The following is a 15,320-nucleotide window of genomic DNA, read 5'->3' on the forward strand; positions in this document are numbered from 1 at the left end:
AACACTTGATTTAAGGGAGCCCGACGGAAGCCGTCAAGGGTGCGTGAACCACACGCGCCCCTGGGGCCGCCGGAGTGCCCCGGAGTGCCGGGCCCTTCGAGGCCCACCGCCCCCGCCCCGGCCGGGCCGTCATGCGGCGCCCGGCCCACGGCGGCAGAGTGGGACACGGAGGGGAGACGGAGCCGGCCGGCACCGGGCACACGCCGTGGAGGCGGCGCCCCGGGCGGAAGGAGCGGGACATGAGCGGCGACGACGCACAGCGTTTCGTGGTGCAGATCCATGACGCCCGGCGGATGCACTTCGACTTCCGGCTGGAGGTGGACGGCGTCCTGCGGTCCTGGGCCGTCCCGCGCGGCCCGTCGGACAATCCGCGCGACAAGCGGCTGGCCGTGCCCACGGACGACCACCCGCTGGAGTACCGCACCTTCGAAGGGGTCATCCCGGACCACGAGTACGGCAGCGGCACGGTCATCGTCTGGGACCAGGGGACCTACCGGCCGCTCGGCCACGCCCCGGACGGCTCTCCCCTGCCGTTCGCCGAGTCCCTGGAGCGCGGCCACGCGACGTTCTGGCTGTACGGGGCGAAGCTGCACGGCGAATTCGCCCTCACCCGCTTCCGGGTGGGCGACGAGCAGGACAACCCGGGCCCGGAGGCGTGGCTGCTGATCAAGGCCAACGACCGCCTGGCCGTCCACGACCGGCCGGGCACGCCCGATCCCCACCACGCCCGTTCGGCCCGCAGCGGCCGCACCCTGCACCAGGTGGCCCTGGCGGAGGAACAGGGCGACGGCCGGGACTGACCTCCGGGCGCGCGAACGGGCGCGCGGGCACGGGCACCGGGCATTACGGTGGAAAAACCGTGAACGCCGGATAAGGGAGAGGTGAGGGGGTGCCCCGGCCCTGATGCGCCCGGCTCCCGATCACCCACGAAGAGGTCCTCATGAGCACAACCGCCACGGTCCCACGTGACGCCCCACGAGCCGACGCCGGACACCGGTCCCTGGACGTCGATCCGCGCGCCCTGATCGCCGAGTTCTTCGGAACGCTCCTGCTGGTCTTCTTCGCGGTCGGGGTGGCCATCTTCGCCGAGCCGTTCGTGGGTGTCCTCGGCATCGCGCTGGCCTTCGGTTTCGTGCTGCTCGCCCTGGTCTACGCGATCGGCCCGATCTCCGGCTGCCACGTCAACCCCGCGGTCACCCTCGGCATGGTGCTGGGCCGGCGCGTCACTCCCCTGACGGGGCTGTGCTACTGGGTGGCGCAGTTCGCCGGCGGCCTCGCCGGAGCGGCGCTGCTGGCCTGGCTGGCCGACTCCGTCCCGGTGTTCCAGGTGGCGGGGCGTGGCTCCTTCGGCAGCGACGGCTACGGTGCCAACTCCCTGGTGCACATCTCGGCGGGCGGCGCCTTCCTCGCGGAGACGATCCTCACCTCCCTCCTCGTCTTCGTGGTGCTCTGCACGACGCACGGCAAGGGCGCCAAGGGTCCGGCCGGTATCGCGATCGGTCTGAGCCTCGGGGTGATCCACCTGCTGGGCATCCCCCTCACCGGCACTTCGGTTAACCCGGCACGGGCCCTGGGCCCGGCCGTGTTCGCCGCGAACAACGCGATGAGCCAGGTGTGGCTCTTCCTGGTCGCCCCGCTGGCGGGTGCGGTGATCGCGGTCGTCGTGCACTTCCTGACCCATGGCCTGCCCGTCACCGACAACGCGCCGCCCGACCAGCCGCCGGTGCCCTCCTCGGAGACCCCGGGCGGCGCGTCGGGCGCGGCCCGGCGTCCGGCCCCGCCGCACCGCGACGACGACCTGGAGTGAGCGGGACAGTCGTCCGGTCGTACGCGAGAGGGCCGCCCGGGTGTGGGCGGCCCTCCTCGCGTACGACCGGACGGTTCAGCCGTTCGTGCCGGAGACCAGGTGGGCGAAGACGACCACGTTGTCCTTGTAGTCCTTCGCCTTCTTGTCGTACACACCGCCGCAGGTGATCAGCCGCAGCTGGGCGGTGCCGTTGTCCGAGTAGACCCGGTCGCTGGGGAAGTCCGCCTTGCTGAAGGTCTCGACGGTGTCGACCTTGAACGAGGCGACCTTGCCGTCCTTGCGGGTGATGTCCACCGTGTTCCCGGCCTTGAGGGTGCTCAGGAGCAGGAAGACCGCGGGCCCGGTCTTGGTGTCCACGTGCCCGGCGACCACCGAGGTGCCCCGCTCCCCCGGGGTGGCGCCGTCCTTGAACCAGCCGACCAGGTTCGGGTCGTTCGCGGGCGGTGCGTCGAGCTGTCCCGAGGACCCGATGGACAGGGGGGTGAAGGGCGCGTCGACGGCGATCGACCGGATCGCGAGGCGCGAGGGCTCCGACGGGGGCAGCCCCGGGTTGTCCACGGCCGCGGAGGGCGCGGGCCTCGGTGACGCCGGCGCGGTGGCGGCGGGCGCGGACACCGTGGTCGCCGGGGACGGGACGCCCGCGGAGGCGTCGAGGGAGTTGTAGACGAGGAGGAAACCCAGCCCTACCGCCGCGGCGGGCCACAGCAGGGATCGGGCGGGGGCGGCCGGGGACGCGGAGTCGGTTCCGGACGGCTCGGGGGCGGCCATGCGCGTGCTGCCTTTCGTCTGGTGCGAGGGTGCGGGCCGGGGAAACGGGAAATCGGCGCGGCCGCCGCCCCGGAGGAGGGCGGCGGCCACGACAGGATTCACTCGGTGATGCGGCCGCCCGTCAGAGCGCGGCGGTACCCGTCGCGTTGCGGCGACGCATGCGGTACGCGGCGGCGCCGATGCCACCGAGCATCAGCACCGAGCCCGCGGCCAGACCGCCACCGGACAGGGCCATGGCGCCCCCGCCGGCGTGCACGCCGCCCTCAGGCTTCTCGTGCTTCCACGAGTCCGGCTTCTCACGGTTGTCGTCGCCGCGGGACTCCTCGCCCTTGTCCTTCTGCCAGTCGTCCCCGGAGACAGCGGCGAGCGCACCGCCACCGGCGTGCACACCACCCTCAGGCTTCTCGTGCTTCCACGAGTCCGGCTTCTCACGGTTGTCGTCGCCGCGGGACTCCTTGTCCTTGTCCTTCTGCCAGTCGTCCCCGGAGACAGCGGCGAGCGCACCGCCACCGGCGTGCACACCACCCTCAGGCTTCTCGTGCTTCCACGAGTCCGGCTTCTCACGGTTGTCGTCGCCGCGGGACTCCTCGCCCTTGTCCTTCTGCCAGTCGTCCCCGGAGACAGCGGCGAGCGCACCGCCACCGGCGTGCACACCACCCTCAGGCTTCTCGTGCTTCCACGAGTCCGGCTTCTCGCGGTTGTCGTCGCCGCGGGACTCCTTGTCCTTGTCCTTCTGCCAGTCGTCCCCGGAGACAGCGGCGAGCGCACCGCCACCGGTGTGGACACCGCCCTCGGGCTTGTCGTGCTTCCGAGAGTCCTGCTTGTCGTGGTGGTCGTCGCTGCTGGATGAGGAGCCGCTGTCCTTGTCCCAGCCATCCGCGGCGGTCACGGCGTATGCGGCGGGAACGGAGACCGCGAGGACCGCCGTGACGGCGGCCGATGCGAACAGGGTGCGGGCAGAGCGCATGGATACACATTCCTTTCGCCACTCCTGCGAAGGCGGGCAGGCTGCCCGCTCGTCGGACCGCAGGGGCGACGTGATCCACCGTCAGCTCAAATTCCGCCGCCCACCACCGGAGAGCGCCGCATTCGGGGGACGCCATGGGCTCATCGTGTGACGTGGGGCCAGATGTCACCCGTTGGACGGCACGCCACGCCGACGGCAGGTTTGGGCCGGGACGATCTTCGATGTATGCGCACGGTCCGGGGCAGGGCCGAAAGGGCGGGGCCAAAAGGGGAGGGTGGTCGGGACGGGACAGATGGCGCTCGCCGGGACCACGCTCTGACAGGCCATCAGGGTCGGCGCGACGCGGGGCCCGGTGGTCGCCACCGGGCCCCGCGTCCGTGTCCGGTGCTCCGTCAGCCGACGGTGCAGGCCTTCCCGTCCAGCGTGAACGCGCCCGGCTCGGCGTTGTCGCCGCTCCAGCTGCCGGTGAAGCCGAAGCCCGCCGAGGAACCGGGCGCCACCGTGCCGTTCCAGCCGGCGTCGGTGGCGGTCACCTTCGCGCCGTCCTGCTGGTACGAGGCGTTCCACATCTGGCTGATCCGCTGCCCGCCGGGGAACGACCAGCCGAGCTTCCAGCCGTCGTAGGCCGCCTCACCGGTGTTGGTGACCGTCACATCCGCCTGGAAGCCGCCGGGCCACTCGTTGGTGACCGTGTACGTCACCGCGCAGGCCGCGCTCCCGGGCTGCTCCGTGCCGGGATCCGTACCCGGGTCCGGGTCGCCCGGGTCGGTGCCGCCTCCGCCGGTGTCCGAGGACTCGCCCACCTGGATGCCCCGCCCGTTGGTGGAGACGTAGACCCGTCCGTAGACCCTGGGGTCGCCGGTGATCGCGGCGCCGGTCCAGGCCCACTGGTGGGCGTCGTCGTTGATCCTGGTCCAGCTCGCCCCGGCGTCCGTGGACCGGAAGATGCCCCGCACCCCGCCGATCTTCGCGCTGACGAAGACGGTCTGGTACGACGCGCCCGGAGCGGCCTTGCCGAAGCCCACGCTGTCCGCCTGTTGGACGTTCGCCGCCTTGGTGAACGTCGCCCCCGAGTCGGTGGAGCGCCACAGCCCGTACGCGCCCGTGGCCGATCCGCCGGCGAACCAGATGTCGCCCTCGGTGCCGGGCAGGGCCTTGAAGCGGACGTTGCCCTCGCTGGGCAGTCCGGTGGCCTTGGCCGTGAAGGTGGCGCCGCCGTCCGTCGAGACGTAGAAGGTGCCGCCCGCGAAGCCGTAGAACTTCTTCGGGTTCGTCCGGTCGGACTCGACCGTGGCACCGGCCGGGATGCCCGTGGACGCGGTCCAGGAGCTGCCGTATCCGGTGGTGCGGTGGACGCCCGCGCCTTCCGGACTCCAGACGAAGCCGCTGCCGTCCGCCGCGGCCGCGACGGTGCCGCCTCCGGTGACCCCCGAAGGCTCCGACCCCTGGAACCAGTTGGCCCCGTTGTCGGTGGAGAAGCCGATGTGCGGGGCCGTGTCGGAGTTGCCGACGCGCACCACCGTGCCGGGTGAGGTCTCCGCGAAGTCGAGGCTGGTGGTCGAGTCGAGGTTCGGGGAGGTGAACATCATGCCCGGCACCGCGTCGAGGTCCGTGTGCCGGAACCCGCCGATGTCACCGAGCGCGCTCAGCAGCGGCGCGCCGGAGGGCGGGCTCGCCAGGTCGTTGACGGCGGTCTCCTCGATCCCCCGGACCATCGGGGTGATCTTGAAGGTGCCGCCGGAGTCCCAGGCGGTGAGGTTCTCCGTGCCGTAGACCGTCGCGCCCGTCCCGTACATCATCCGGTTCGAGTCGAACGGGTCGATCTCCAGCGACTCCGTCATCCAGCCCAGCTTGGGGGCGGTCTCGGGCGGCGCGGGGTTGGCGCCCCAGGAGAGCCACGGGACGGAGGAGACGTCCAGGGTGTAGCGGTTGGAGCGGTCGGGATAGCTGGTGTAGTCCCAGGCCTGGGTCCAGGTGGCGCCGCTGTCCGTCGAGCGGAAGATCTGGGTGTCCGGCCACCAGGCGCTGTAGGCGGTGGCCATCAGGGTGCCCGGCTTCCGCCGGTCCACGGACAGTCCGCCGAAGCCGTAGAAGGTGTCGGCCTCCGCCACCGGGCTGACGTCCTTCCAGGCGCCGGACCCGGTGTCGTACCGCCAGATCTGCCCCTTGCCGCCGTCGTACGGGCCGCCCGTGTCGCTCAGGGTCAGGTAGAGGTAACCGGTCGCGGAGTCGAGTACGCCCTTGTGGGCCAGGTATCCGGTGGGCTGGCCGGCGATCCGGGACCAGGTGGTGCCGCCGTCCGTGGAGCGGTAGACGGTGTTCTGCTTGTCGGCGACCCCGACGTAGATGTCCTTCGTGACGCTGCCCGCGCTGCCCGAACGCTCGTCGAAGGTCACCCAGACGATGCCCTGGTTGTCGTTGCCGTATCCGCTGGTGTCCGTCGGGTCCTGCGCGTAGTTCCCCGGGTTAGGGAAGGCCGTCACCTCGGACCAGGTGACCCCCGCGTCGGTGGACCGCCACAGGCCGTTGCCGCTGGGCGCGCCCAGGTAGAGCACGGAGTTCTTGTTCGGGTCGACCGCGAGCCGCTCCCCCATGCCGCGGCCAGGCATGTTGCCGCCGAGCTTGAACGGCAGGGTGGCCGCCTTCCAGGAGGCGCCGCGGTCCGAGGAGCGCAGGACCGCCCCTTCGGTCGGGTCCCAGCTGTTGGTGTACGTGCCCACGGCGGCGTAGACGTTGTCGGGGTCGGCCGAGTCGGAGGCGAGGCTCACGACGCCCGTCCAGCCCCACCGGTCCCAGTCCACCCAGTCCAGCAGCGGCTTCCACCGCTTGCCGGCCTGGTCCCAGCGGTAGGCGCCGCCGATGTCGGTCCGGGCGTAGGCGAGGTTCTTCTCGGACCGGTTGAAGACGATCCCGGGGACGAATCCGCCGCCGTCGATCCGGGCGTTCTTCCAGGTGTAGGTGTCCGCCGCTAGGGACACATCGGATGCTTCCATCGCGGCGGGGGCTTCGTCGGAGCGCGCCACGGCCGGGGTTCCGGTGATCGCCAACCCGGCGGTCAGGGCGAGTGCCGCCACAAGGGCGGCGAGGGGTCTGGGGCTCAAACGCACGGAAGCGTCCTCTCCGAGCTGAACCGCCGCAGAGGGCGGTGGGGGGACATGACACACATGGGAGCGCTCCCAAAGCATCGCGATCGTAGCGCTCCCGCTCCCCAGGAGAGAAGGGTCGTGCACACCTTTCATCGGATGAATGACGTGGTTCCGTCGTGGGGACGCACGGCCCCCGCCGGACGTCTCGCGTCCGGCGGGGGCCGTGCGGCAGCGCCCGCGCTCAGCCCTCGTCGGCGCGGCGGCCGCCGGGCCGGGGCGGCTCGGTGGCGTCGCGGACGCTGTCGCGGGCGGCCGCGGCGACGGCTTCGGGGGTGATGCCGAACTCCTTGTAGAGCGTCTGGTAGTCGGCGGACGCGCCGTAGTGTTCGAGGCTCACGATGCGGCCCGCGTCGCCGACCACCTCGCGCCAGCCCTGGCCGACGGCGGCCTCCACGCTGACCCGGGCGCGGACGGCGGGCGGCAGCACCTCGTCCTGGTACGCGAGGGGCTGTGCGGCGAACCACTCGCGGCAGGGCATGGACACCACCCAGGCGCTCAGGCCCTCGTCGGCCAGGACCGTGCGCGCCTCCAGGGCGATGTGCACCTCGGAGCCGGTGGCCACCAGGATGACGTCGGGTGCCGGGTCCGCCCCTCCGGCCAGCACGTATCCGCCGCGGGCCGCCGCGTCGGCGGGGGCGAGGGTGCCGTCCGCGCGGTCGAGCACCGGCAGGTTCTGGCGTGTCAGGACGAGCCCGGTGGGCCGGTCGGTCTGCTCCAGGACCGTCCGCCAGCACACCGTGGTCTCGTTGGCGTCGGCGGGGCGTACGACGTCGAGGCCGGGGATGGCGCGCAGGGCCGCGAGATGCTCGACCGGCTGGTGCGTGGGGCCGTCCTCGCCGAGGCCGATCGAGTCGTGCGTCCAGACGTAGACGGCGGGCAGCTTCATCAGCGCGCCGAGGCGGACGGCGGGGCGCATGTAGTCGCTGAAGGTCAGGAACGTACCGCCGTAGGGCCGGGTCAGGCTCTGCAGGGCGATGCCGTTGAGCACGGCGCCCATGGCGTGTTCGCGGATGCCGAAGTGCAGGGTCCGGCCGTAGGGGCCGCCCTTGAACTCCTCGGTCTGCCGGTTCTCCGGGATGAAGGAGGGTTCGCCCTCCATGGTGGTGTTGTTGCTCCCGGCCAGGTCGGCGGAGCCTCCCCACAGTTCGGGCAGCACCGGTGCGAGGGCGGTGAGCACCTCGCCGGACGCCTTGCGGGTGGCCATGCCCTTCGCGTCGGCGGCGAAGACGGGCAGGACGTCGGTCCACCCCTCGGGCAGCTCCTGCCGGGTCAGCCGGACCAGAAGGCGTGCCTGTTCGGGATGGGTGGTCCGCCACTGCTCGTACGCCGACGTCCAGCGCTCGTGCGCGGCCCGGCCGCGCTCCTTGACGGCGCGGGCGTGGGCGAGGACCTCGTCCTCGATGGCGAACGAGACCTCCGGGTCGAACCCGAGCAGCCGCTTGGTGGCCGCGACCTCCTCGTCGCCGAGGGCCGATCCATGGGCCTTGCCGGTGTTCCGCTTGGTGGGCGCGGGCCAGCCGATGATCGTACGCAGCATGATCAGCGACGGCCGGGACCGCTCCCGCTTCGCCGCCTCGACGGCGGCCAGCAGCGCGTCGACGTCCTCGACGTACTCCCCGGTGCGCGTCCAGTCCACCGTCTGCACGTGCCAGCCGTAGGCGGCGAAGCGGGCCGGCACGTCCTCGCTGAAGGAGATGTCGGTGTCGTCCTCGATGGAGATGTGGTTCGAGTCGTAGAACGCCACGAGGTTGCCGAGCTGCTGGTGGCCGGCCAGGGAGGAGGCCTCGGACGCGACGCCCTCCATCATGTCGCCGTCGGAGGCGACCACGTACACATGGTGGTCGAAGGGGCTGGCGCCCGGGGCCGCGTCCGGGTCGAGGAGACCGCGCTCGCGGCGTCCCGCCATCGCCATGCCCACCGCGGCGCCCATGCCCTGTCCCAGCGGGCCCGTGGTGATCTCCACGCCCCGGGTGTGGCGGTACTCCGGGTGCCCGGGGGTCGCCGAACCCCAGGTCCGCAGCGCCTTGAGGTCCTCCATCTCCAGGCCGTAGCCGGAGAGGTAGAGCTGGATGTAGAGGGTGAGGCTGGAGTGACCGCACGACAGGACGAAGCGGTCCCTGCCCAGCCACTGGTCGTCGGCGGGGTCGTGCCGCATGATCCGCTGGAACAGCAGGTAGGCGAGGGGGGCCAGACTCATCGCCGTGCCGGGGTGCCCGTTGCCCGTCTTCTGTACGGCGTCGGCGGCCAGCACCCGTACGGTGTCCACCGCCCGCACGTCCACCTCGCTCCACCCCGCCTCGTCGGCCACCGGGAGGGCGAGTCCGGGGTCGCGGTGTGCGGTGCTGCCGGAAGAGGGTCGCTGAGGTGCCATGGTGTTCGTCTCCCAGGAGTGTCGCTTCTCGGTCCGTGGAACCGGCCCTACGGCTCGTGCCCCCTTTCGCATCCTCGATTCGTTCCGGTCGCCCCGCATCCCGTGACGGGTCCCGGGGCGCGGCGCCGGTGGGCGGTCCGCACCGGACCCGGGGGTTCCGGGGCGGAGGGCGGGGCGGTTGTGGCAGAGTCTGGCCGGTGGACGAGCTCCGGCCCCAGGACCCCGCGCGCATCGGCGCCTACCGGCTTGTCGCCCGTCTGGGCGCGGGGGGAATGGGCCAGGTGTTCCTCGGCCGGTCCCCGGGCGGGCGGCTCGTCGCGGTGAAGGTGATCCGCGACGAGATCAGTGATCACCCGGAGGCGCTGGCCCGGTTCCGCCGGGAGGTCGCCACCGTCCGGACGGTACGGAGCGCCTGGACCGCGCAGCTCGTCGACGCCTCGCTCGACGCCCCTCCCTACTGGCTGGCCACCGAGTACGTGGCGGGGCCCACGCTGCGCCAGGCGGTGGAGGGGTCCGGCCCCTTCCCGCCCGGCGGCACCGTACGGCTGGCCGCCGCGCTCGCCGAGGGGCTGGCGGCGGTGCACGCCCACGGGGTCACCCACCGGGACCTGAAGCCGCAGAACGTGATCCTCGCGCCGCAGGGACCGCAGCTGATCGACTTCGGGATCGCCCGCGGTCTCGACCAGACGGTCCTCACCCGTGAGGGGATGGCCTCGGGCACCCCGGGGTTCGCGGCGCCGGAGGTCGTACGGCACAACGAGGCCGGGCCGGCCGCGGACGTCTTCGCGCTGGGGGCGACGCTCGCGTACACGGCGACGGGCCGCCCGCCGTACGGCACCGGCGACCCGGCGGTCGTGAGCTACCGCGCCGTGCACGAGGACATCGACCTGGACGGGGTGGAGGACCCGCTCGCCGGGCTGATCCGGAGCTGTGTCGCCAAGGAACCGGCGGACCGGCCGTCCCCGGCGGAGGTGATCGCGCGGTGCGCGGTGGACTCGGCGCTCGCGCTGGACCCTCATTACCGTGCGCTCGCACGGGACCCCGGTCACCGTTCGCTCACGTGGGAACGGCCCGAGGAGCCCGTGGCCGCGGACGGGCCGTCGGCCGGGCAGACGAACGGCCCGGAGGAGGGGCCGGCCGACGGACCGGTGCTCACCGTGCCGCTGCCGGGCGACGGGGACGCGGCGTCCATGCCCGGCGGGGCCGCCCGGGCGGCCACCCCGTACGACGGGTCCGGGGACAAAGGGCGGCGCGGGCCGCGCCGGGGTGCGCGGGCGGGCCTGGTGGCCTGTGCGGTGGTGGGCGCCCTCGCGGTGACGGCGTGGCAGCTGATGGCGCCGGACGGCAAGGACACCGGTGGCGGCGGCTCCGGGGCGCCCGGGCCGTCCGGTCCCTCCACCGGCCCCGCCGCGTCCCGGGAGGCCTCCACCGGCACTCCGGCCGGGCCGCCGGACCACATCGTCAACGACCGGGTCTCGCAGGACCGGTGGACCCTCTCGAAGGACCCGGCCGAGGCCGCCCAGGGGATGGGGTCCTGCGACCTGAGCCGTCTCTCCCTGGCGACCGCGCTGCCGGGGAACCTCCAGTCGTCCGTGGGGCACACCACCGGATCGGACACCGCTTCGGTGACCTTGCGCCCCGAAGGCGCGGGAAAGGACAAGGGGTCCGCGCCGTACTACGTGTCGGTGGGGATACGGCCCCCGCACGAGACGGACCGGACCACCGGCCGGCCCACCGAAGCCGTCGGCGAGGGCATCGGCTTCACCAGCGAGCCGGTGGACATCTACTCCGGCGCCTCCCCTGACGGCACCCTCACCTTCACCTACCCCGACGACTTCCGGGCGCACTTCGGCGACCGTACGGTGAAGGCGATTCCGGTGGGCGAGGACCGGGGGGACTGGACAGTGGTGCTCTACCACGTGGAGGGCGGGCCGTCCGACTACACCCCCGTGGTGTGCAACGGCTTCCACGCCTGATGTCCGTGCCCGTCTCCATACCCGAAGCCCGCGCCTGACGTCTCCGGGGCTCCTGGGCTCCGGGGCTCCCGGGCTCCTGGGCTCCTGGGCGACGCGGCCGTACCCGCGGCGGGGGCGCGGTGTCCCGAGCGGCGGGGTCGGCGGGGCGGAGGAATGATGGGGCGCACGCCGCGGCGCGCCGAGGGGTGCCGGACGGCTCCCGCGCCGGACCGCACGCGGCGACCCCGAACCGGAAGGGCATGAGCGCATGACCTCCCAGACCGCTCCCCCCGTGGCGGGCCCCGCACGGCACGCCCGGGTGCCGTTCCCGGGCGGTTCGCGGGGCCCGGCGGCCGGAGGTGCCGGGCCGGTGGCGGCGGGGGCCGCCCGGTGAGCGGCGGGGAGGTCCCACCGGAGATCGGGTTGATGCGCGCGGTGTTCGACAGCCTGGGGGCGGGTGTCTTCGTCATCGACCTCACGGGTCGGCTCACCACGGCCAATCCGCGCGCGCGGCACCTGCTCGGCCGGTCGGGCGACGAGCTGCTCGGTTCGGACATGCACGATCTGCTGCACCGGGAGCCGGACGGCGGCACGGTGCCACGGGGCCGGTGCCGGGTGCTGAGCGTCCTCGACGACGGTCAGCCGAACGAGGGAAGCGACGAGTTCCTCCTGCGGGGGGACGGCAGCCTTCTGCCGATCATCTGGGCGGCCACACCGTTGCGGCACGACGGCGCCACGGAAGGCGCGGTGGTCGTCTTCCATGACTTCAGCCTGCACCGAGACACCGCCGAGCAGACCGCCGCCCATCTGGCGGCGCTGGAGGAGCTCACCGCGCGGCTGTCCATGGTGGCCGAGGTCTCGACGGTCCTCATCTCCACCATGGACACGTCCGACATGTTGAACCGGCTGGCCGGACTGCTGGTGCCCGACATGGGTGACTGGGCGGCGATCGACGTGCGTACGCCCGGACAGACGGGCGAGTTGCGGCGTGTGGCGGTGCACGCGCCCGGCGACCACGCGGCGGCCCGGTCGCTCAGAGGGCCGTTGCCGCCGCTGCCGGAGGCGTCCCGTTCGTCGGTGGCGCGGGCGCTGCGCGGGGCGCAGCCCGTCGTCCTGGACGCGGCCGCCCTGGCCGAGCCGCCGCGGACGCCGCTCGACGCCGCCCACCGGGAGCTCTTCGAGCGCCTGGGCGGGACCAGTGCCGTGGTGGTGCCCCTGCACACCCGGCGGCAGGTGTTCGGGGCGCTGACGGTGGCCCGTACCGCGCCCGGCTCCTCCTACTCCGAGGCGGAACTGCTCGTACTGGCCGATCTCGCCCGGCGCGCCGGGCTCGTGATGGAGGGCGCCGAACTCTTCGAGCAGCAGCGCCACGTCGCGGAGACCATGCAGCGCCAGCTCCTCACCCCCCTGCCCCAGGTCGGCGATCTGCGGATGGCGGCCCGCTACTGGCCCGCCCAGAGCGCGGCGGAGATCGGGGGCGACTGGTACGACTCCTTCCTGCTCGGTGACGGGGTCCTGACGATGGTGATCGGGGACGTCGTGGGGCACGACCTGAAGGCCGCCGCGCACATGGCCGAGGTCCGCAACATGCTGCGCGCCCTGGCCTGGGACCGTACGGAACCGCCCAGCCTGATCATGCGCCGGCTGGACGAGGCCATGACCCACACCAGTGACGCGCCCATGGCGACCTGTGTCTTCGGCCGCGTCGAGGGCCAGGAGGGAGGCCCCTGGCAGCTGCACTGGGTCAACGCCGGGCACCCTCCGCCCCTGCTGATCACGGCCGACGGCCACACCCGTTTCCTCGAAGACGGCCATGGCCCGCTGCTCGGTCTCAGCTCCGCCCTGCACATGGGTCTGGGCTGGCCGAACGCCCACGCGGAGCTGCCGCCCCGGTCCACCCTCCTGCTGTACACCGACGGTCTCGTCGAAAGCCGTACCCGGGACATCGAGGCCGGTCTCGCCACGCTGCGCCGGCACGCGGCCGCGCTGGCCCGCCGCGACATCGAGGAGTTCCTCGACGAACTCCTCGCCCGCATCGGGCCCAGCGGGGACGACGTGGCCCTGCTGGCGCTGCGCATCCCGCCCGAGCGGGCCGCCGGCGAACCCTCCCGGCAGCACGCGTACAGCCCGGCCGCCGCCGATCGCGGTGCTCCGGGCGCGAGCGTGGAGGACACCCCTGTCAGGGACACCTCCGAACCGGAACAGCCCGGGGAGACCACCCGGTGATCCCACGGTCTGACGGGCGATCACGCGGTCCGACCTGAGGCGGTGCCGCCTCAGGAACCCGCACGCGCCGCGTCCCCGGGTGTGTGGCGGAGTGCGGTGGTGAGGGCGTCGAGGTGGTGTGCGACCGGCCCGACGGTGAGCAGCCCACTGGCGGCGCCGCCCCATTCGGCCTTCGCCGGGGAGAGCGCGCCGACGGCCCGTTCCATCGTGGGCCGGTCCGACACGGCGACCGCCGCGCGTGCCGCCAGACACCAGAGTGCTTCGTACAGCAGTCCTGGAGGCGGGTCGGGCAGTCGGCGCAGGTACTCGGCCGCCCGGTCGGGGGCGTCCTGTGCGAGGAGGACGAGCGGGGTGGCCCACGGTTCGTAGGGCCCCCAGTCGCCGGGGGCGTCGGTCGGGGCGGGCCGGCCGTCCTGGACGCGCAGACAGAGCAGCGCCAGCGGGAGGAGGCCGTGTTCGAGACCGGGCATGCCGACGCCCTCCAGTCGGGCCGCGGCGCTCCGGTAGGCCTCTTCGGCCGCCGGCGCCGGGCCGGTCACGGCGAGACGCAGGGCGCGGAACCACTGGGTGAACACCCGGGCGAGCGGGAGTTCGTGGTGTTCGGCCAGGCGGTCGACCGCCGTCGCGTGCGCCTCGGCGCCCGTGAAGTCGGCGAGCGCGCCACGCGCCTGGAGGCGGATGAGGTGGCCGAGCACGGTGTAGGTCGGCAGGTCGTGCCGGCCGGAGAGGGCGACGAGTTCGGCTCCGGTCTCGTCGCGGCGCGCGGCGAGGCCGGCCCGGTGGAACGTCTGCATGAAGACGCCGTTGAGGGCGAACGCCAGCAGGGCCGGGTCGTCCAGGCGGCGGGCGATCGCCTCCGCCTGCCGGGCGGCCTGCGGTCCCCGGGCCGAGCGTGTTCCCCGTGATTCGAGGGCGACCGTGGTCAGCAGGCGGGCACGCGCGGCGTCGTGCCGTCCGGGGGCGAGGCCCTTCAGCGTGCGCTCCGCCGCGGCGACCACGCGCGCCGAGTGCTCCGGGTCGTCGACGCGGGTCCAGATCGCGGGGACGTCGTAGGCGCCGATCACGCGGGCGGTCAGTTCCACGTCGCCCAGTTCCTCGGCGGCCGCGACGGTGGCCGAGCGGTGGCGGCGGGCGACCTCCAGGCCGCCGCCACCCGTCACGGCGAGGGTGCGCAGCAGCCCCACGGCCGACTCCAGCCGGGCGCGGGCACCGTGGCGCAGGGTGCGGTCGTAGTCGGCGGCGGCCTCGGCCCAGACCCGTCCTGCCGGGTCGCCCGGGTCACCCGGTTCCAGGTGCTCGCTGTGGGCGAGGATGTCCGCCTCCAGCCGGCGCAGCGCCGTACCGGGTTCGAGGCCGAGCCGGTCGGTCAGGAGCCCGCGTGCCCGGCGCAGTACGGCGAGCGCGTCGCCCTGCCGGCCGCTGCGGTACAGGGCGAGGGCGAGCAGCCGCCGGCCCTCCTCCCGCCATGGGTGCTCCGTCACGTGTGCGTCCAGGTCCGCCACCGCCTGGGCGGCCCGCCCCAGGGCCAGCAGGGCGTCGCCCCGGCGTTCCACCGCGTGCAGCCTCAGCTCGCCGAGGCGGGCGCGCTCGGTCCTGGCCCATGTCTCGTCGGGGAAGTCGGCGAGGGCGGGCCCCCGCCAGGAGGCCAGGGCCTCGGTGAGCTTCGGCAGCGCCTCCTGGGGCGGCAGCCCGGCGGAGAGTTCGAGTACGCGTGCGAAGCGCCGGCTGTCCACGGAGTCCGGTTCGGCGCGCAGGGCGTACCCGGGGCCCTCGGTGACCAGAAGGCGGGCGGGAGCACGGGGCGGGCGTTCCGGTTCGAGGGCTCGCCGCAGGGCGGACACGAAGGTGCGTACGGCGCCCACCCCGCCCGCCGGAGGGTCCGTCCACAGGTCCTCGACCAGCCGGGTGACCGGCACCACGCGCCCCCGGGCGACGATCAGCCTGGCCAGCACGGCGCGGTGCCGCGGGCCCTTCAGGCCGATGGGAGCCGCGTCGTCGCCGCTCCAGGCGGCCACCGGCCCCAGAATCCCGAACGAGACGTCCACTCCCACGGCCTGCTCCCTTTCCTGTACCCGGTCAC

The 15,320-nt window shown here is 73.5% G+C and carries 9 protein-coding genes; 4 read left to right on the forward strand and 5 right to left on the reverse strand.

What is annotated here, in order from left to right; genetic code table 11:
* The first annotated feature begins 239 nt into the window (after positions 1-239).
* Both B9S64_RS01645 and B9S64_RS01650 read left to right on the forward strand, forming a co-directional pair.
* Positions 240-800 (forward strand): DNA polymerase ligase N-terminal domain-containing protein, encoded by a 561-nt coding sequence (locus B9S64_RS01645; protein ID WP_103493545.1) that lies wholly within the window; start codon positions 240-242, stop codon positions 798-800.
* 140 nt (positions 801-940) lie between these two features.
* Entirely contained in the window at positions 941-1,807 is an 867-nt protein-coding gene (locus B9S64_RS01650; protein WP_103493544.1) for an aquaporin, read from the forward strand.
* A 75-nt stretch (positions 1,808-1,882) separates the two neighbouring features.
* On the opposite strand, the gene B9S64_RS01655 is transcribed toward B9S64_RS01650, so the two are convergent.
* The 4 genes from B9S64_RS01655 to tkt form a co-directional block, all read right to left on the reverse strand.
* Positions 1,883-2,575 (reverse strand): class F sortase, encoded by a 693-nt coding sequence (locus tag B9S64_RS01655; protein ID WP_103493543.1) that lies wholly within the window; start codon positions 2,573-2,575, stop codon positions 1,883-1,885.
* A 121-nt stretch (positions 2,576-2,696) separates the two neighbouring features.
* Positions 2,697-3,542: a hypothetical protein gene (locus B9S64_RS01660; RefSeq protein ID WP_103493542.1), complete on the reverse strand. Its 846-nt coding sequence runs from the start codon at positions 3,540-3,542 to the stop codon at positions 2,697-2,699.
* A 392-nt stretch (positions 3,543-3,934) separates the two neighbouring features.
* The gene (locus tag B9S64_RS01665; protein WP_374936101.1) at positions 3,935-6,649 is read right to left on the reverse strand and encodes a cellulose binding domain-containing protein; all 2,715 of its coding nucleotides are present in this window, start codon (positions 6,647-6,649) and stop codon (positions 3,935-3,937) included.
* A 220-nt stretch (positions 6,650-6,869) separates the two neighbouring features.
* Positions 6,870-9,059: a transketolase gene (tkt, locus tag B9S64_RS01670; protein ID WP_109491945.1), complete on the reverse strand. Its 2,190-nt coding sequence runs from the start codon at positions 9,057-9,059 to the stop codon at positions 6,870-6,872.
* 197 nt (positions 9,060-9,256) lie between these two features.
* Here tkt and B9S64_RS01675 point away from each other — a divergent pair, with 197 nt between their 5' ends.
* Together B9S64_RS01675 and B9S64_RS01680 are read left to right on the forward strand one after the other, a co-directional pair.
* Positions 9,257-11,035, forward strand: coding sequence for a serine/threonine-protein kinase (locus tag B9S64_RS01675; RefSeq protein ID WP_109491946.1), 1,779 nt, complete (start codon positions 9,257-9,259; stop codon positions 11,033-11,035).
* Between the two features lie 405 nt (positions 11,036-11,440).
* Positions 11,441-13,240, forward strand: coding sequence for a SpoIIE family protein phosphatase (locus B9S64_RS01680; protein WP_181012274.1), 1,800 nt, complete (start codon positions 11,441-11,443; stop codon positions 13,238-13,240).
* Positions 13,241-13,290: 50 nt separating this feature from the next.
* Here the strand turns inward: B9S64_RS01680 and B9S64_RS01685 are convergent, their stop codons facing one another.
* The gene (locus B9S64_RS01685; RefSeq protein WP_103491092.1) at positions 13,291-15,285 is read right to left on the reverse strand and encodes a BTAD domain-containing putative transcriptional regulator; all 1,995 of its coding nucleotides are present in this window, start codon (positions 15,283-15,285) and stop codon (positions 13,291-13,293) included.
* Positions 15,286-15,320: the final 35 nt, after the last annotated feature.

This window comes from Streptomyces sp. SM18, assembly GCF_002910775.2.
GTDB lineage: Bacteria > Actinomycetota > Actinomycetes > Streptomycetales > Streptomycetaceae > Streptomyces > Streptomyces halstedii.